This is a genomic window from Candidatus Brocadia sp., assembly GCA_021646415.1.
Classification (GTDB): Bacteria; Planctomycetota; Brocadiia; order Brocadiales; family Brocadiaceae; genus Brocadia.
Genome location: SOEU01000013.1, coordinates 80,011 through 97,801, shown reverse-complemented (window position 1 = coordinate 97,801; position 17,791 = coordinate 80,011). Strand labels below are relative to the sequence as shown.

Annotated in this window: 18 protein-coding genes; 4 read left to right on the top strand and 14 right to left on the bottom strand. The window is 39.8% G+C overall.

All coding sequences use genetic code 11. The features are described from left to right. Positions 1-34: 34 nt before the first annotated feature. From higA to E3K36_11565, 4 genes are all read right to left on the bottom strand, one after another. Complete coding sequence (gene higA / locus E3K36_11580) at positions 35-364, bottom strand: addiction module antidote protein, HigA family (protein MCF6155867.1); 330 nt, start codon at positions 362-364, stop codon at positions 35-37. Positions 365-379: 15 nt separating this feature from the next. Next, positions 380-661, bottom strand: coding sequence for a type II toxin-antitoxin system RelE/ParE family toxin (locus E3K36_11575; protein MCF6155866.1), 282 nt, complete (start codon positions 659-661; stop codon positions 380-382). A 236-nt stretch (positions 662-897) separates the two neighbouring features. After that, positions 898-3,480: a primosomal protein N' gene (gene priA / locus E3K36_11570; protein MCF6155865.1), complete on the bottom strand. Its 2,583-nt coding sequence runs from the start codon at positions 3,478-3,480 to the stop codon at positions 898-900. A 779-nt stretch (positions 3,481-4,259) separates the two neighbouring features. Then, entirely contained in the window at positions 4,260-4,580 is a 321-nt protein-coding gene (locus tag E3K36_11565) for a hypothetical protein (protein MCF6155864.1), read from the bottom strand. Positions 4,581-5,508: 928 nt separating this feature from the next. Between E3K36_11565 and tsaB the strand changes: the two genes are divergently transcribed. Continuing rightward, a complete protein-coding gene (gene tsaB, locus E3K36_11560; GenBank protein MCF6155863.1) occupies positions 5,509-6,294 on the top strand; it encodes a tRNA (adenosine(37)-N6)-threonylcarbamoyltransferase complex dimerization subunit type 1 TsaB in 786 nt (261 codons plus the stop codon). 76 nt (positions 6,295-6,370) lie between these two features. Here tsaB and E3K36_11555 read toward each other — a convergent pair whose 3' ends face one another. Both E3K36_11555 and cobO read right to left on the bottom strand, forming a co-directional pair. Continuing rightward, complete coding sequence (locus E3K36_11555; GenBank protein ID MCF6155862.1) at positions 6,371-7,102, bottom strand: FAD-dependent thymidylate synthase; 732 nt, start codon at positions 7,100-7,102, stop codon at positions 6,371-6,373. Between the two features lie 119 nt (positions 7,103-7,221). Further along, positions 7,222-7,749: a cob(I)yrinic acid a,c-diamide adenosyltransferase gene (gene cobO / locus E3K36_11550; GenBank protein ID MCF6155861.1), complete on the bottom strand. Its 528-nt coding sequence runs from the start codon at positions 7,747-7,749 to the stop codon at positions 7,222-7,224. 221 nt (positions 7,750-7,970) lie between these two features. Here cobO and E3K36_11545 point away from each other — a divergent pair, with 221 nt between their 5' ends. Both E3K36_11545 and E3K36_11540 read left to right on the top strand, forming a co-directional pair. Then, the gene (locus E3K36_11545; GenBank protein MCF6155860.1) at positions 7,971-8,471 is read left to right on the top strand and encodes a potassium transporter TrkA; all 501 of its coding nucleotides are present in this window, start codon (positions 7,971-7,973) and stop codon (positions 8,469-8,471) included. Then, on the top strand, positions 8,468-9,673 hold the full coding sequence (locus E3K36_11540; GenBank protein ID MCF6155859.1) for a cation:proton antiporter: 1,206 nt from the start codon (positions 8,468-8,470) through the stop codon (positions 9,671-9,673). Before E3K36_11545 ends, E3K36_11540 begins: the two co-directional genes overlap by 4 nt. Before the next feature lie 37 nt (positions 9,674-9,710). Here E3K36_11540 and E3K36_11535 read toward each other — a convergent pair whose 3' ends face one another. From E3K36_11535 to E3K36_11505, 7 genes are all read right to left on the bottom strand, one after another. After that, on the bottom strand, positions 9,711-10,733 hold the full coding sequence (locus E3K36_11535; GenBank protein ID MCF6155858.1) for a radical SAM protein: 1,023 nt from the start codon (positions 10,731-10,733) through the stop codon (positions 9,711-9,713). After that, positions 10,730-11,296: a hypothetical protein gene (locus E3K36_11530; GenBank protein ID MCF6155857.1), complete on the bottom strand. Its 567-nt coding sequence runs from the start codon at positions 11,294-11,296 to the stop codon at positions 10,730-10,732. Before E3K36_11530 ends, E3K36_11535 begins: the two co-directional genes overlap by 4 nt. Before the next feature lie 65 nt (positions 11,297-11,361). Further along, the gene (locus E3K36_11525; GenBank protein MCF6155856.1) at positions 11,362-11,730 is read right to left on the bottom strand and encodes a hypothetical protein; all 369 of its coding nucleotides are present in this window, start codon (positions 11,728-11,730) and stop codon (positions 11,362-11,364) included. Between the two features lie 332 nt (positions 11,731-12,062). Continuing rightward, positions 12,063-13,115 (bottom strand): hypothetical protein, encoded by a 1,053-nt coding sequence (locus E3K36_11520; GenBank protein MCF6155855.1) that lies wholly within the window; start codon positions 13,113-13,115, stop codon positions 12,063-12,065. 229 nt (positions 13,116-13,344) lie between these two features. After that, a complete protein-coding gene (locus E3K36_11515; GenBank protein MCF6155854.1) occupies positions 13,345-13,947 on the bottom strand; it encodes a MarC family protein in 603 nt (200 codons plus the stop codon). Positions 13,948-13,975: 28 nt separating this feature from the next. Continuing rightward, positions 13,976-15,334, bottom strand: a complete 1,359-nt coding sequence (locus tag E3K36_11510) for a sigma-54-dependent Fis family transcriptional regulator (protein ID MCF6155853.1) — start codon at positions 15,332-15,334, stop codon at positions 13,976-13,978. 28 nt (positions 15,335-15,362) lie between these two features. Then, entirely contained in the window at positions 15,363-16,499 is a 1,137-nt protein-coding gene (locus E3K36_11505) for a PAS domain-containing protein (protein ID MCF6155852.1), read from the bottom strand. A gap of 206 nt (positions 16,500-16,705) precedes the next feature. Here E3K36_11505 and E3K36_11500 point away from each other — a divergent pair, with 206 nt between their 5' ends. Beyond that, positions 16,706-17,080 carry a HAMP domain-containing protein gene (locus tag E3K36_11500; GenBank protein ID MCF6155851.1) on the top strand — a complete coding sequence of 125 codons (375 nt, stop codon included), beginning with the start codon at positions 16,706-16,708 and terminating at the stop codon, positions 17,078-17,080. A 245-nt stretch (positions 17,081-17,325) separates the two neighbouring features. On the opposite strand, the gene E3K36_11495 is transcribed toward E3K36_11500, so the two are convergent. Continuing rightward, positions 17,326-17,778, bottom strand: a complete 453-nt coding sequence (locus tag E3K36_11495) for a hypothetical protein (GenBank protein ID MCF6155850.1) — start codon at positions 17,776-17,778, stop codon at positions 17,326-17,328. Positions 17,779-17,791 lie beyond the last annotated feature (13 nt).

The window sequence follows — 17,791 nt, the reverse complement described above, 5'->3', positions numbered from 1 at the left end:
GGCCATTTTATAGCTTCTGAGAATACAAATTTTCTTAAACCTTCTCCACCTCTCCTGACTTAACAGGCTTTTTTCTAAAGGGTTTTATATCTTTCAGATTGTCGCCCCTTTTTTCTGTTACAACATAAAGATCGTACTGGCTTTGAAGATTTAACCAGAGTTCAGCCGATGTTTCAAAATACCTTGATAATCTGACGGCCATTTCAGGACTGATATTCCTTTTCTCGTTCACGATTTCATTTATTGTTCTAAATGTAGTATGGATTTCTTTTGCCAGTTGTGATTGAGTCATTCCTAAAGGTTCCAAAAAATCCTTTTTTAAGATTTCACCAGGATGCGTTGGCTTTCTTTTTAGCGTAAGCACATTCCCACCTTTCTTCTAATGATAGTCTGTAATTTCCACATCATAAGCGTGCGATCCTTCAAACCTAAATACGATACGGTATTGGTCATTAATCCTTATACTGTGTTTCCCTTCATAATTGCCTTTTAATGCTTCCAGCTTGTTTTCTGGTGGCACTTTTAAATCATTCAAGGTATGCGCTGCGTTCAGATAATCTAATTTCCGTAACCCCATTTTACATACAGAAGGAGCAAACTTTCTGCTTTTACCCGTTACATACAATTTCTCGGTATCTTTATCTTTGAAGGATTTAATCACGGTCTTTTATGATAGCAAAGACTTACTTAAACACATGAACAATATAACACATAAGGTTATATTAATAAAGAAAAAATTTACTGTAGTCAAAACGTAGTCAAATCCATTGGAATGAACAGAAAGCCACAGGAATAGTCAGGAAATAAATATGCATCGCAAGTTATTTTACTACAAAACATTACAGCCGTAAAGGACACACTTCCGGCCACTTACAAAAATGGTCAAAAAACCCGTTTTCACAACATCATATAAGGGTCAACATCAACCATCGTTTGCACGTTTTTTGACGGTTTTAGCATGTCTGCAACGTCTTGAAGGGCATTGTGAATACTTGTATGGCTTTGTGCCTTTAATAGAATATGCCATCGGAACAGGTTGTTGATTTTCGTCATGGGGGCGGGTGACGGTCCGAGTATTTCCAGACGGTTCCCCTGTGTTATGGCAATCTCTTTTAGCTTATCCGCAACAAGCGCGGATTTTTCTTTGGTTTTGTCTTCCTTTGGGCCGCGAAAGACAATCCGTGTCAGTTTCCCCCAAGGGGGGTAATTCAATTGTTTTCTATATTCCAGTTCTTTCCTTGCAAAACCTTCATAATCATGGGCTGCTGCATATGTGATGCTGTAGTGTCTGGGGTTAAAGGATTGTACTACTACCCGTCCTCCCTTTGATCCTCTGCCCGTACGGCCTGCAACTTGTGAGATGAGCTGAAATGTCCGTTCGCTCGCACGAAAATCTGGCAGGTTCAGTATCGTGTCTGCTGAGATTACCCCGACCAGGGTAACATTCGGGAAATCCAGCCCTTTTGCGATCATCTGGGTGCCAAGCAATATCTGGAACTCCCCGCGTTCAAATGCTGTTAAGGCCTTTCCGTGGGCATCACGTACGCGCATGGAATCGCTGTCCATCCGTATAATTTTATAATTGGGGAACTTATTCTTAATTTCGTCTTCAATTTTTTCTGTCCCAAAACCACGATAATTAATACTATTGGCCAGACAATCCGGACATGATTCCGGGGGATGGGCTTCCGTGTAACAATAATGGCATAACGTAGTATTGAATTTTTTATGAAAGGTCATGGGGATATCACATCGATTACATTTTAATACAAACCCACACCGTTTACAATGAATATACGGCGCATACCCTCTTCGGTTCAAAAACAAGATCACCTGTTCATTTCGGGCAAGGGATTGGTTCATATAATATTCAAGCCGTTGAGAAATAATGTTGTATCCCCGGCGTTTGCGGACTTCTTCTCCCATATCTACAATATCGACGGGCGGGAGTTGCCGCTCGCCAATTCTCTTTGAAAGGACGATCTTTTCGTAATTTCCGTTCAATGCCTGATAGTAACTTTCCAGGGAGGGTGTAGCCGTACCCATAATCACCAGGGCATTTTCAAAGGTTGCCCTGAGAATGGCGATATCCCTGGCATTGTACCGTGGATTATTTTCCTGTTTATAGGTGTTTTCATGTTCCTCATCGATAATAATCAGCCCAACGTTCTTCAGGGGGGCAAATATGGCGGATCGCGCACCGATAACGATATCCACCTTACCTTCTTTAATATCATTCCACTGTGACTGGTGAACGGTACCCAGGAGGTTGCTGTGTAATACGGCTACCTTGTTGAACCGTGCCTTTATCCTTTGAATCGTTTGTGGTGTAAGAGATATTTCAGGGACAAGGTATATGGCCTTGCGACCGTATTCAAGGGCATTAGTAACGGTTTGAAGGTAGAGTTCCGTTTTTCCACTGCCTGTAATACCGTGAAGCAATATAACGCCCGGCTTGAGCTGTGTAAGATTATATGGTAAAGATTCCCTTTCCCGATTTAATGTCTTTACCTCCTCTTGATCCCCTCCTTCTGAAGGAGGGGAACTGTATGCCTTCGATTTTATCTCCCCTTCATCCCTTCCTTGTGAAGGAGGAGCATTGAAGGCTTTTAATTTTACATCCCCTTCATCGTCCGACTGAGCGCTCACGATGAAGTCCCCTCCTTGCGAAGGAGGGGAAAGAGGGGTAGTCGAAGATAGTGGAATTTGGTTAAGATGGTAAATCTCTGCTAGTTTTCTACAAATAATATCGAAGGCGTTTTGTTGTTCCTGGGTAAGGATTAAGTGTTGCTGCAATTGGTCGACATTGCGGGTCGTAGTTATGGCATCTTGAAGTTTGTTTTCAAGAATGATAAAACCTTTTTTCTCCAATTGGCGAAGGCCGGACATCTTGCAACCACTGATACGGATCAATTCTTTGGCGCTTATTTCATCGGGATGTTCTAAAAGGATTTCCAGTACCTTGGCCTGTTTTGGTGCACGGGCTTTCATTTGCAAAAGAGCATCTTGGTTGAGCGCTGGGGCATGGTTACTATATCTAACGAATGTATTCCATTTTTCTTTTATTCGACTGCGCACAACAGGCGGAACGACGGCAGAGATAGCTTCCCCCCACCCACAGCAATAATGGAACGATAACCAGCGGGTGATCTTTAGCATGATGTCATCAATCAATGGGGTCTTATCGATTATACTTATGATATCCTTTGTTTTATCGGTGAATGGGGTATTAGTAAATCCGACACAAAACCCAGTCATTATTTTGTTGCCAAAGGGTATTCTTACCCGCATCCCGACGGTAAGGGTTTCTCTTAAGTGAGGTGGGACGCTATAATGAAACACCTTATTTAAAGGGATATTGACAACCACTTCGGCGTATAATTTTTGAGAGGGTTGATTTACTGGCGTGGTCTGATTTCCCGGTGCAACGTCGGTTGGACACGTCGGAGGCGAATTCTGACTGAGGAGGCTGATAGACATAGATTCCTATCTTATATACAGGAAATTTATCTGGTAGCGCAACCGTCCCGGTTGCGCTAAAAGCAGTTGAGGACATAAGTTCATGTCTGGAAATTTCACTCTTTGGTAATTCCTCCCTCAGCGCCGCCTCCCTATGGTAAGTCAGGCGCCCTCGCCTGACAATATAAATGACAAGCGGGGGCACTTGTCCTACCAATAAGAGGAGATTAAAAGTCACTAAGAAGGCTTAAATACATTGAACAATTTTAATGGTAAGATACTAGCAAAAGAGAGCGTATCGTGTCAAGGTATATAAGGCATAACGCAGCAGTTCGCAAGGGTGTCGTTGGCTTGGACAAGGCGTAAGTGTGTATTCCAGTTTTTGTTTTAAAAATATTTGCAGAGCTAATGGAAAGAATTCTTCTCGTTTTGTTTAAATTATAATTCGTTAAATTCCTTTAAGGATGCCAGGTCCGAGTTCATTGTGTTGAGGTATGGATAATGCCCATTGATAGCCAGGTTTTGTCATCATTACATATTACATGAGAATCTTTTTGCTGAACGGCGGACCATCCTGCTCTTTGAAACTTCCGGACTGCCTCAGCACCTGAGCAGAGTTTTAGATGGTTGCTCATTATACAGCAACTTCAATAAGATTAGCCGAATTTTCTTAAATTTCTTCCTTTGTCCTTATTTCTGGAACCTCTATTGCTCATACAGATTTAAATAACAATACCTATATCACGTATCATGATAAAGGCAAATCCGGAGTGATCAGGGGACACAAAGGAAAGGCAAATTCAAGCAATGAATTGATTGATAATGAGGATGTGATACGTATTCTGATCATCCTTGTTCCACTTGCCAAGAACTTCCACAAACTTCAGAGGGATATCACAATCTTTCAGTTTTGCCTGAGAAACAAAGGCAATATCCACACCCACGTTGCAAACTTCTTCCCGTTTGAGTGGGCCACAGTACTGCCACTTTGCACCTTCGGTTTTCATTGCAAAAGGCCATGGGCAGCCTGTATCATCGATGGCAAAAAGCCCGCCTTTGGTGGCTGCAGTGGTTCTTTGTTTTTGAATGATTTCTAATCTCTTGCGTTTCAGGGCTTGCATGTTTCATTTGGAATCGGAGAAGAAATACTGAAACTTCTGATAATCCGTATGGGTTGCTTTAGCCATGGCGCCAAGCGAGTTTCTTTTGTAGTCTTTCAAGAGTGCGTAGACGGCAAGGGTGAATACTGCCAGTTATTTTTTGCTGAAAACACAAAGAAGACATATCACATAGCATTGATTTGTCGTAAGTTAGGCCGAACAGGACTTATGACCTAAAATTCTTTTCAACATGCGTTTTTTAACAAAATAATAATGTAAAGTGGTAAAAGTTTGTATAAGTATAACGGTAAAAAGGAAGAGGAATTACTGAAAAAAGGCAAAGGGAAAGGGAAAGAGGAACGACAAACAGCAATCTATGTATCAAAAATAATGAGTAATACAAAGAATAGAGAAATTGTGAGGTACTTTTGTATAAAGGGGTCACCCGTGAGTGAAACGCTAAAGCGAGTAGAAACTAGGATAAAAAGAGAAAGAAATCGAAGTGTTAAAAAAACGATTAATTATTGAATAACGAAGGTCTGACCCTTAGCTTCCTCTGAATTATTTTTTCCCATCTCTGATCTCGACTAATGAACAGCCGAGATTACCACTGTTTAGGGTTTCTACGCCATAATCTACAACGATGATTTACCATTGTCAAGGAACTAAAAAATGTTATTTTGCACTAATTCACTATTTTATTTCCTAATTATTTTTGCTATTCTGTTGTGATTAATATTTCGTAACTATTCAGACTACTGAAGTTTCATCAGACTTAAGACGAGATGCTGAAATAAATTCAGTATGACAGCGTCTTTCCCTTCGTCATTCTGAACCTTGTGCTGAACTCGTTTTCAGTATCGTTTCAGAATCTCCTGGTAATCACTTCAGTTGGCTAAAGAGTTATCAATTTTCAAAAATACTATAATATTTTAATAACCATTTATCCATGAAAGTACTCGGGATTGAAACCTCAGGGGATGTTGGCGGAGTTGCTGTTTGCCAGAATAAACGCATTATCATTGCAAAGGATTTTGGTGGCATGCAACATGGCAAAGAACTGGTTCCTACCATTAAGAGTACCCTTAATGAGATCGGCTGGGCACCGAAGGACATCGATCTCATCACCGTGGACGTGGGACCTGGTTCATATACAGGATTGCGCGTAGGTGTGGCCTGTGCAAAGACACTGGCCTACGCATTAAATAAACCCGTTATTGACGTACCTTTATTCGACATCATCGCTGAAAACTATAATCAAATTACCCTCCCTATTTTCCCTCCTTTGCAATACGAGAATGAAGGAAGGGTGAAAAACTTGCTAGAAAAAAATGTTCATACAGGGGAATACTATATATGCCCTATCCTTGACGCAAGACGAAACCACGTTTACGCATGCATCTATAAGTTTGCCCCTGCAAGTCCTGAACAGGGATTGGGCGGTGTACGGAGGGAAAAAATGTCCGAGTTTCTGGTAATTCAGCCAGAAAAACTTTTGTCTCTCCTTCCGCGACCGGTAATTATTTTCGGAAACGGTGTTGCACCTTACAGAGACATATTTCATCAAAAGGACATCTTTATAGACAAAGAGGAGTGGGCGATACCAAAGGTTGAGCATGTGGCTTTATTAGGAGAAAGGATGTTCGAATCGGGACATCAATGCGAGATAGACAAATTATTACCGCTATATTTACGACAGGCTGAGGCTATTGAAAAACGGGAAGTCAAGAAATAGCACTTTCAGCAAGAATTATCTCAAATAAACAGGTAAATGATCATAAAAGGATTAAAAACTTTCTTAAAAGAACTTTTTACGAGAGATTTTTAAATCGTTTTCTTACCTCATCCATTTTCCCACAGGTCATTTTTCCTTCGGGACATTTGCCATTCACACAGCCCGGACCAGCATCTTTAAAAATATGAGGAGAAACCTGTTTGGCCTGCCGGAGCATCTCTATTGCAACGTTCCTTATTTCCCATTGTGCTCGGTTACAGCAACGCACCCGAAAGAAGTGCAGCAATTCACGGGCATTCATGGTGATAATAATCTTTGTCTCCGTGGCATTCGGTAATAAAAAACGTGCATCCTCAAATGTGCTTTCTCCACTATTGCCAAACGCCTCTACAAGTTCGTCATACCATTTCTGCAGGATACTCATCTTTTCTATAAACCATTGTTTTTTGCCTATTTTTTCTATGCTGGGTGGAATAATAAAATGAAATCCACCGGTCTTCTTACTCTGTTGTCCCACATATCGCTGGCTCTGCTGAGAATAAGATGCCAAACGATGTCTTACCATCTGATGAGAACAGGCGCGGGAGATACCTTCTACACCGAAGGTAAAGGTAACGTGTTCAATGGGCGAGAGATGTCGCATGTCGGTCAGCTTTTCAATAAAACCTGCCTGGTTCTGACTTTCAATCTGTTGCTTCAGCTCATCAATAGAAGCTGGGCTATAGCATAACCTTGCTGCCTTTGCCACTATTTCTTCGGGATCTGGTGTGTATCGTAACAATAGTACATGCAATTGGGATTCTGACATAACTTTCCGTTTCGAGAATTTCAACGCAAGGGTCCGGTGCGCATACCCCTAAGGATTCGATATCATGGCAAACAAAGAGTTAAAGGTCCGTTTTTATCAATAAAGAGATAATGGGTAAATTAAAATTCAATGCCTTTTTGAGCACTGACTCCACTTTTATAATGATGCTTGATCTCCCGCATTTCGGTCACCATATCTGCCAGTTCAATGATCTTATCATGGGCGTTGCGTCCTGTCAGAATTATGGTAAGCCTTTTGGGCCGTTCTTTTAATACAGAAATCACCTCCTCAACATGTAAGAGGCCGTGATCAATCATATTGTTGATCTCGTCCAGGATGATGATATCATATAAATCCGAAAAGATTTCCTGTTTAGCATAATCCCAGGATACACGGGCATTTTCAAGCGTCGCTGCAGAATGTGCCTCTTTCCGTGTTTTGACAAATCCTTGTCCCAACTGGGTAATTTTGAAATCGGGTTCGAGTCGTTTTACCGCACAGAGTTCTCCTGTAAGCCACGGCCCTTTGAAAAATTGGAGCATAAGTACTTTCATACCATGCCCGGCTGCCCGGAGGCCAAGACCTAAAGCTGCCGTCGTCTTGCCTTTCCCATCGCCCGTGTTTACCATGAGGAGTCCGTTTTCCATAGCGCCCTCCTTATTCATTGAATTCATTCATTATTCCATAGGTAAAAGATTATATTAATCACAAATTAAAGTCAAGGATATTGAAGAAAGTTACTTTCTAAAATGAATTGACAATTGATGATGCAATTCGTAATATCATCTTATTTCTATTTTCTATGGAACGAACAGAAACGTTTTTGTGTTTGTAAAAGTGAAATGTGTATGAGAGAAAGGGGTTGTATATGTCGGAAATTAAGGAATGCGACCTGCCTGGTATAGGTAAAAAATTTACCCTGGAATTGGATTCAGGTGATAAGTTGGTCGTAGTGATTCATTCTTCAGGAGAAAGGGAGGTATTTAAATTTACCAAAGACAACGACGAGCCTACATCCGTAACCACGCTTAGCGACGAAGAGGCACGCCAAATTGGCGCCATACTATCGGGAACGTACTTCCAGCCTGTCATTGAAGACGAGCCAAAGTTAATGATGAAAAATGTGACTATGGAATGGATCAAGATCACCCCAGATTCAATACTTGCCAATAAAAAGATTGAAGAATTGGATATCAGGAAAACAACAGGGGTATCCATTACCACAATTATCAGGGGTGAAACGGTAATTCCCAATCCTCCTTCCAGTGAAATTATTCAACCCCAGGATACCCTTATCATTATAGGGAATAATGAACAGATTAAAAATTTTATATCCACCTTTGAGATTAAACAACATTTAGGAAAATGATCGTAAATGAAAGCGTGTTATCATTAGGGATTTCCCTCATCGCCTTGTTTTTTGCTGGTTTGTTGGCCACAAAAATCAATCAATCCCTCACGGCGATATTCATCGTGGTAGGAATGATTCTGCAGAATTTCTTCCCCGTTACAATTATTACAGAATTTATCGCCACCCTCGGTATTATTTTTATGCTCTTTATGTTTGGTCTGGAATTTTCTGTAGGCAATTTATTTCATAACCAGCGGAAAATATTCTCTACCGGGATTTACGACCTTTTCTTCAACTTTCCCGTTGGCCTGCTCCTTGGCTGGATATTAGGTTACGATTTGATGCAATCCCTTTTACTCGGTGGTATTCTTTATGTCACCAGCTCTGTGATTGTGGCTAAGTCTATTATCGATTTAAAGCGTTCTGCAAACCCCGAGACAGAATATATCCTTAACGTTCTGATTTTTGAGGATATGTTTATAGCCCTGTTTCTTGCATTTATTGTTGGAATTCTAAATTATGGTCACATTGACACAAAAGGTACAATCGTTGTTCTGCTGAAGACCTCCGCCTTTTTTCTGTTCTATATTGTTCTCGCCCGGACTTCAAAGAAATTTATCGACAAGATTGTTGATATTGAGCATACGGAGTTATTTGTAATCCTGATTCTTTCGATTATCGTGCTTTCTGCAGGTGCTGCGTCCAGAATAGGACTTTCCGAAGCAATAGGGGCATTCCTTGCCGGACTTTTATTGTCGGAGACAAAGCAAAGACATCGAATTTCCGAGGCGATCAAACCCTTCCAACAATTCTCCACAGCAATTTTCTTTGTCGCATTTGGCATGTCAATCGATTATAAGCATATAACAAACCTTATTCCGATCGGGATATTTATTTTTGTTATTTCTTCTTTCAGCAAGGTCTTTGGAGGTTATTTTATTGGCAAAAGATATCGTTTGAGCAAAAGGGCGGGTTTAAGGCTCGGTTTCAGCCTCATTCCAAGAGGAGAATTTTCCATCATTTTAGCCGGAATGGTTGCAATGAATCCCCATTTACCCTTTCCCCTCAAATCCCTTACAGGGGTTTATGTACTGCTCAGCGCCATTCTCGGAAGTATTATTATGAAAGAGACCGATTGGTTTATAAAATGGTTTATTGAAAGGAAAGAGGAGGAACCCAAACAAATTTCTGATCAGTCAGCAACAAGTTTGCCCGAATGAACGAAAATGGAAAAGATATTTTTGAGTTTTGTATAATTTACCGAAAGACTTTCTTTCCCAATTTGCGCCTTAACGACATGAAAACTTCTCTCGCCATGAGCCACTTGTCTTCAAGCGCCCACATATGAAAAGGGAGCACGCATCCACACCGCAGACAGTCCGCCTGTGGGCCCATCATACACGGTTTTTTAATCTGACCCTGCGGGTCAAGACAAAAGGATACCTCTTTGAATACGCAATTTCTCGTGACTTCTTTACATTTATCTGATTTCATGAGCTTCAGAACAAGACCTGGCACGCCGATAAAATCTCCGTATTTTTCTTCTTTTAACCGAAGCAGTTTATCTAATATCTCATCACGTAATTGCCAGCCTGGCCACAGGTCATCGTTTTTCAAGCCTTTTATCGGAGTATGTATTTGAAACAAACATCCTTTAACACCGATATCTTTCCATTCTTCGATAAAATACTCAATATCCTGATAATTCATCTTATTAATTACCATTGATACATGAATTTTTAATTCTGGCCTGTTAGCATGCTTTTTTATCCTTTCATGACAACCTTTCCCACGAATGGTATCATGCATATCCTTTCTGCCGTCAACCGATATATAGAAGTTTACATCCGGCCAGTTGGGCAACTCAATCGTTCCATTGGTAGCGACCAGATTTGATTTGAAATATTTCATCCCGCGTTCTATTAATTCTTTTCGCAGGAGGGGTTCACCACCAATCCAGGAACATTGATAAAATGGAAAATCTGTCTCTTTTAAACTCTCGAGTTTATCAATCCATTCGTCATCGCTGAGTTCAGGCCTCTCTTCGTAGTCATGTGCATAAAAGTAGCAGTGTTTACAACGCAGATTACAACGGTTGGTAATATCAATTGATCCGATTGCGCCTTTTGGTTTGCCAAAGAGGTCAAATCTGGCCAAGTCATATAATTTAAAAAAAAATTTGGCCCTTTCTTTACCAATTCTCTGACAGGAATAATCGAAAAACTTATCTCTTAATGTCCGTTTTGGACCTATTTGCTTATTTTCTAAAGTATTAATCATTTTACATCAGAAAAATCAATTTTATACTTTTCCTCACTTTTTTTCGTTTTAACGATGACGGTGGTACTTGCCCCGGGGTTAACTTTGTCATATCGGAAAATGCCAATGATACCCTGTCTTTTATCCTTATATTTCATACCAAACGCATTTTTTTCTGGTAATATAACATTTATTCCTTGTTTCAGGATAATTTGAACATCTTCCGGGGATTGAATGTCTTCTTCGGGAACGCTAACAACAACATTGAAAGTAACAGATTCTGCCATTTCTTTTAAATCCTCAGAAGTAAGAGATTGATCTTTCATAGCCTTCATGGCGGAACTTACCGCAATTCTAATATATTTACTCATGATCAGCCCGCCTCCTCCTTTGGAATATTCACCAAAGCAGGCCAGTTTTACAACAGGGCTGTCAAAAATATCTTTTCCTTTGTATTTTCCACCATATTCATTTGCCTCTTTCATCTGTTCTTGCGTTAGTTGAATGTCGAATGCACCGGACAGTGCCGGTACTCCCATTATCATTATACAAACCAGACCCAGACACCATTTGACAAGTCTCATAGAACACCTCCGGATAGTAATTTTTCTGTATTCTGTCCTTCGAATTCATGATAGCGCGTCCCTCTTTAATCTTCAAATAATTTTATTTCTTTACCTGTTATCATACTGATTTTCTTCCCAAGGTTTTTCATTTCCTTAAGCCCTCCACGATTGGATGATTCACCCACTTCATCTACTAAGATCCTTTTCCCATTTGCTAACCTCAATAATACCGCATATGTTATGTAATTATTCGGTACCGATTCCCTGACATCCTTTACAACTTCCACACTTTTTATTTTAGAAAATGGGAAACTATCCTCATCGTCAAAAAAAAGCGTCCTTCTTACCTTTACTGTTACCTGTTCTGCCTTCCCATCAATAGTAATTATCTTGAAAAAGGAACTTAATACAAGTTTGTTTGTGATATTCTTCTTCAGTGCCATTGATTTCATATACCTCCTTTTTCAACCTTATAACAAAATATGTTCAATTGAATAGATTATTTACATTATCTGAATCAACGAGAGGAAATATATCACATACGATTTCGATAGTCAAAATTATTATTTTCATAAATTTTGTTCCATCTACTTGCAAGGGAAGACCTTAAAAATAGCCTGTGTGTGATTAAGATAATATATTGGAAGTAAAAAATCAACTTAAATATCCATATAGATTAACGATATAAAAAAATAAAGCTTCCCACCCAATGAAAGCAGGTGGGAAGCTTATTGCATTACTCCAGATACATGCCTGTCAATAAGATGGAGAATCCAAGAATCGTTTAAAGAGGTGTTTTCATATCTATCTTGGCATTCTGTCTGAGCTGTGCTATAAGTACTTTGGCTTTTTCACTCATGATATCTTGTTTAACATTGGGCTTTATAGTATCAAAGTTAACATCTTTCCCCTTTTTTATATCTGTAACTTTTATGATATGATACCCGAATTGTGTCTGCACTGGATCACTTATCTGGCCTACCTTTAACGCAAATGCCGCGGCGGCGAATGGCTCAACCATTTGTCCTTTTCTCTTAAAGAAACCTAAGTCTCCGCCTTTTTCTTTGGAGGGACAATCAGAATACTGCTTTGCAACTTCTGCAAAATCTTTTCCTGCATCTACCTCTGCTTTTACTTTATTGATTTTTTCTTTAGCTTGCGACAATTCAGCATCCGTCTTCATTTGTCGTGTATCTACCAGAACATGGCTGGCCTTTACTTCCGTCTCATCGTAGGCAGACTTATTTTGTTCAAAATATGTCTTTATTTTCTGGTCGTCAAGGTCTTTACCAAGATACTTTTCCAAGGATAAGGATATAGTAATATCCTTTTTCAGGTCGTCAATGCTGCTCCCGTGAGACTCCAACACCTGCTCCAGTGTTTGACCTGCCAGACCGGGGTTGGCTTTGATATCTTCGCGCACCTTGTTCACTTCTGTTTCTATATCCGCTTTGCTCGGTTCGATCTTATTATCACGAATAAATTGCAGAATGAGCTTTTGGGTAATCAGTCCGTCAATTATTTGTTGCGTAACTGATGGAATCTGATCTTCGCTTATCTGACTCCCAAATCTGCCGAGTATATGGTCAACGTCCCCTTGTGTGATATTTTCACCATTCACTGTCGCCAAAACTTTACTTGAATCGCCCTTTTGTTTCTGTGGTGCTGCTGCCTCTTTTTCTTTTGGTTCACTGGCCTTTGCCTTCGGTGCAGCTTTTGCCTTTTTTGGTGGTGCAGGAGGTTTTTTTGTATCCGTTTCTGCAGCAGATACACTCAAATGAATGCACACTATTCCACCCAATAGTATTCCTATCGGCTTAATAAATCCTCTTAACATTGACTTCTCCTATTAAAGAAAGAATGAAAATAATAAAAAATTATTGTAATATATCCTGACTCATAATGTCAAACTACTTCTTTTTTTCTTCAATGTTGAGTATTTTTCCTGATGCCTGCTATCTCCGTCAGATGTTTCATCCCTATGACCTTTGTAATTATAAACCACCGTGACCGTCCATGCGTCGTTTGGTTTGCTAAAAATCTCCGGGAAATGGGGCGTATTATTGTCAGGAGGATTTTTTCAGAAATATTATCATATCCATACAACCCCGCCTGATCATCATTACGGCTATGGCTGCAAGCAGCAGAGATGCAACCTTGGCAAAGGCCCTGGACCCTCCGTCACCCATAATCCGGTAAATGAAATTTGACTTCAGAAATACGACCCATACAATGACAAGATTTATTACCAGGGAAGTTACCGTTGGAAGATAACCGTAGATATCCACCGTAACAATGATCGTGGTTAAAACAGCCGGCCCCACAACCAGTGGGATGCCTAAGGGAACGACCCCCATGGTTGAAGTTATTGCCCTTTTTCCTTTCTCCGCAAACAGCAAATCATTGATAGCAAATACCAACAATAAAAGACCACCGGCCATTTTGAAATCGTATATTTCAATTCCCATAACAGAAAAAATAAACTTTCCGAGGGCAAGAAAGCCCACGCTGACTGAAAGGGCAGTGATCACAGACTGGTTTATCGTTTTTATTTTCTGCGGCTTTTCGACCCCTTCCACCAATGACATAAAAATAGGCAATATTCCTGCCACGTCGATTGCTATAAAGAGCGGAATAAAGGCGAGCAGAAAATTATGCCAATGCTCGATGTGCAGAATTTGTAATTCTTTCATAAAATTATGTTATTTCAGTAATATTGTGTTTTTTTAATTTGTTATAAAAACTGGCACGGGAAATCTGAAGTATTTTCGCAGCTTTTTCCTTGTCTGCCCCTGCCGATTCTAGGGTATTCATAATTATTTGACGTTCAACTTGATCCATTAATACCTCGAGAGGCTTCCCGGAAAGGTCCTGTGACAAGACCATTTTTTCATGATAGAGCGGAATATCAACGGGTTCAATCATCGTTCCCTTGCAAAGGATAACTGCACGTTCAATGACATTTTCCAGCTCTCGTATGTTTCCGGGCCAGGTATACGACACGAGTTTGTTTAACGCCTCACGGGAAATTCCTTCAACAGTTTTCCGGTTCTTTTTGCTGTGAATGGAAAGAAAATGTGAAGCAAGTAGCGGAACGTCGTCTGCACGTTCTCTTAAGGGTGGCAGGAAAATGCGAATAACATTAAGTCTGTAGAAAAGGTCTCTGCGGAATAAGCCTTTTTCAACGTGCTCTTCCAGATTTGCATTTGTTGCTGCAATGATTCGTACGTCCACTTTTATCAGTTCGTCACTTCCCACAGCCTCAAATTCATTGTCTTGCAGGACACGAAGTAATTTAGCTTGTACCGCCAGAGGAATATTGCCAATCTCATCCAAAAATATCGTGCCATGATCAGCCGTTCTGAAACGACCGATTCTATCTTTTGTGGCACCCGTAAATGCCCCTTTTTCATGACCAAAAAGTTCACTTTCCAATAACGTTTCAGCCAGCGCCGCACAATCTACCTTTACAAACGGATAATCTTTACGGGCACTGTTATAATGAATAGCCTTGGCTACCAATTCCTTGCCGGTACCTGTTTCTCCCTGAATCAAGATATTTGCCTCTGTGTTTGACACATTGGATATAATCTCATATATCTTTTTAATCTTCGGGCTTTCACCAATGATATTACCAAATTTGTATTTTTCACCGAGTTCCGAACGCAGCCGGTCAACCTCACCTTCGAGGCGTTGCAGTTGCAATATTTTTTCAATAACTATGATAAGCTCATCACGTTTAAAAGGTTTTGTAATATAGTCTGAGGCACCTAATTTCATAGCTTCTACGGCATTTGTTACAGTACCGTAACTTGTCATTACGACAACATCTATATTTGGATTTTGCTGTTTAACCCTTTTTAAAACCTCGATACCGTCAATTTCTGGCATAACCAAATCCGTAAGAATAATGGCATATATACCATCCCTGGATACTTTTTCTATGGCTTCTTTACCACTTGCGACAACATCTGATGCATAGCCTTTACTTTTCAGAAGTTCTTTACACATCTCTCCCATTGCCATATCATCATCAACAACCAATATCTTCTTCAAGACCTTTATCCTTCAACCGAAATGTTTCTCATAGGGGTAACGATATAATGAATTTCGTCCCATTACCCACGCGGCTTTCTAATGCTATTTTGCCATTATGGGCTAAAATAATATTTTTGCAAATTGATAATCCTAATCCCGTTCCTTTGCCAGGCTCCTTAGTTGTAAAGAAAGGTGAAAAAATATATTTCCTGTCCTCGTCAGAGATTCCGATTCCGTTGTCTTCAAAAATAATCTCAACGGACTTCTCCTCTTTATTTACCCTGGTTTCAACAAAGACATCTCCACCTTGAGGTAAAGCATCCACAGCATTATTGACGAGATTGAGAATTACCTGCTGAATTTGATTCCCATCGACCAATAAAGGTGGTATCTGGTCATCAAACATCCTATGTAGTCTTATTTTATGAATTATTAACCGATGCTCAACAAGTGAAAGGATACTATTGATTAAATGATGGATATTGCATAATTTTCTTTCATAATTGGATTTCCTTGAAAAATCCAATAGGTTTCTAATCGTCTTTTGACACTTTATTACCTGTTCAGAAATGGTTTTAATACGTCCCAGAAAATTTTCGTCCTGGATAGCTTCTGCCAATAATTCACAATAGCCAGAAATCGTAGCAAGTGGGGTATCCAATTCATGAGCAAGGCTGGATGCAAGAAGCCCGATAGAAGCCATTTTTTCAGCCTGCAGGAGTTGATTCTGTAACGATTTGAGTTCCTCATAGGCATGCCGTAATTCACGTATCCGCTTGCCTAATTCCAGTCGTTGTTGCTCCCTCTCCTCTTCAAGCAATTTTCTTTCGGTAATATCTCTGAAAATTTCTACCGTATATTCTACAGTACCATCTTTATCTGTAATGGGAAATGCAAAATGTTCCATGAAGTGCTTTTCACCATCAGGTCCTATTTCCCATTTGATTGTTTGCTGTGTTTTTCCAGTCTCAAAGGCTTTTCCTGTCACACAATTTTCGCACGGCGCACTTTTTCCCCACAATTGTGCGTAACATTTGTTTCCTAACAATGTTCGCCAATTTTTCCCGGCTCTCCTACTTGTAGCTTTATTTATAAATATGATTTGAAAATTCTTATCAACGATATTAATACAATCGTCAATGCCATCTAGGGCTGTTTGGAGGAATCTCGCCGATACATCCATTGTATCTCCTTAAAGGACAAGAATCATTATATCTTAAATGGTAGTAAACAGGTGCCATTTATGTGAAAATTACTATAGCATAAGCCTTAATATTATCGCAATATGTAAATTTTACCTCGTGTTTTTTACTTGTCATGAATCCATAGATGAGGTAATATTTTTATACCATATTTTAATCCTCCATAATATTCAAGCCACGTTATTAAATCCCAGGAAAGGGGATATTAGTAAACCGGATAAAGGAACTGCACAAAAAAATTGAACTTTTTCAAAGCATTGGATACAAATCAGCCAAAATATCCCTTGTCATAATTCTTTTTGCCATTCTCTTTGGAGCGATTTGTGCGTATTTTTTTACCCGCAGCATATGTGCTCCTATAAAGACTCTGAAAGATGCCACAGACCGTATTGCACAGGGAGATTTGGATTATCGGATTGATGTTAGATCAAGTGATGAAATCGGTACTCTGGGGACCGCCTTTAATCAGATGTTTGGTAAACTGAAAGAGGGACCAATTGAAAACAGAGTTCGAATATTCAGGATATTAGACAAAAGAGTGTGGATGCAATACACTTTTTAGCGGAAAGTAAAAATATCCGTATTATACTATTACTATGCAAACGGAGGTGCCGTTTTTTTGATGGGATCGGCACGATCTCACCTTCCTTGCAGACAAAGCTTTTGAGGGTATTACAAGACGGTACTCAAGAAAGATATTATCGGATTTACCCCTGCCGCCATTCAAAGGATGACACTTTCTAATTGACCTGGCAACGTGCGCGAGTTACAAAATAAGATTGAATCAACGATAAAATACTGCTCGCTTTATCGATTTCTAACCTTTTCCAGAGAAAACGGCGATAAATACGCCGGAATCGTTTCCTCTATCCGACGTATGCCTTGCCTACCTTTTAGTAATATAACACTGACCATTGCTTTAATCATCGATTTGGACCTGTCATAAGTCATCAATATCTTGACTATAAAGTACAACTTTGCCATGATTATCATCGTCAGAGATGATGCAAAAAGTATCGCCTTCGTTTTTGACAACTCTATAGCAAGGTATTGTGTTGCAGAACTGAGTAAAACGGCCATTGTTGTAAATGTGGCGAGGAGAATGAGCGCTACCTTCACTGACATAAATAGAACGGCACACTTCATGAAAAAAGATTTATGTGTTTCCTTAAAAGTATGAAGAGATGCAAAAAGTTGCATCAATTTTTCCGGTAAACGAGTAACCCTTTTTGAACTTTTAAGAATTATTGTATATGACATAACACATCCCTTT

Coding starts and splice junctions, on each gene's coding strand:
- E3K36_11540 (MCF6155859.1), top strand. CDS start 8,468: ATGATCGTAAATGAAAGCGTGTTATCATTAGGGATTTCCCTCATCGCC.
- E3K36_11535 (MCF6155858.1), bottom strand. CDS start 10,733: ATGATTAATACTTTAGAAAATAAGCAAATAGGTCCAAAACGGACATTA.
- E3K36_11520 (MCF6155855.1), bottom strand. CDS start 13,115: ATGTTAAGAGGATTTATTAAGCCGATAGGAATACTATTGGGTGGAATA.
- E3K36_11530 (MCF6155857.1), bottom strand. CDS start 11,296: ATGAGACTTGTCAAATGGTGTCTGGGTCTGGTTTGTATAATGATAATG.
- E3K36_11565 (MCF6155864.1), bottom strand. CDS start 4,580: ATGCAAGCCCTGAAACGCAAGAGATTAGAAATCATTCAAAAACAAAGA.
- E3K36_11525 (MCF6155856.1), bottom strand. CDS start 11,730: ATGAAATCAATGGCACTGAAGAAGAATATCACAAACAAACTTGTATTA.
- cobO (MCF6155861.1), bottom strand. CDS start 7,749: ATGGAAAACGGACTCCTCATGGTAAACACGGGCGATGGGAAAGGCAAG.
- E3K36_11555 (MCF6155862.1), bottom strand. CDS start 7,102: ATGTCAGAATCCCAATTGCATGTACTATTGTTACGATACACACCAGAT.
- E3K36_11505 (MCF6155852.1), bottom strand. CDS start 16,499: ATGGATGTATCGGCGAGATTCCTCCAAACAGCCCTAGATGGCATTGAC.
- E3K36_11495 (MCF6155850.1), bottom strand. CDS start 17,778: ATGTCATATACAATAATTCTTAAAAGTTCAAAAAGGGTTACTCGTTTA.
- tsaB (MCF6155863.1), top strand. CDS start 5,509: ATGAAAGTACTCGGGATTGAAACCTCAGGGGATGTTGGCGGAGTTGCT.
- E3K36_11545 (MCF6155860.1), top strand. CDS start 7,971: ATGTCGGAAATTAAGGAATGCGACCTGCCTGGTATAGGTAAAAAATTT.
- priA (MCF6155865.1), bottom strand. CDS start 3,480: ATGTCTATCAGCCTCCTCAGTCAGAATTCGCCTCCGACGTGTCCAACC.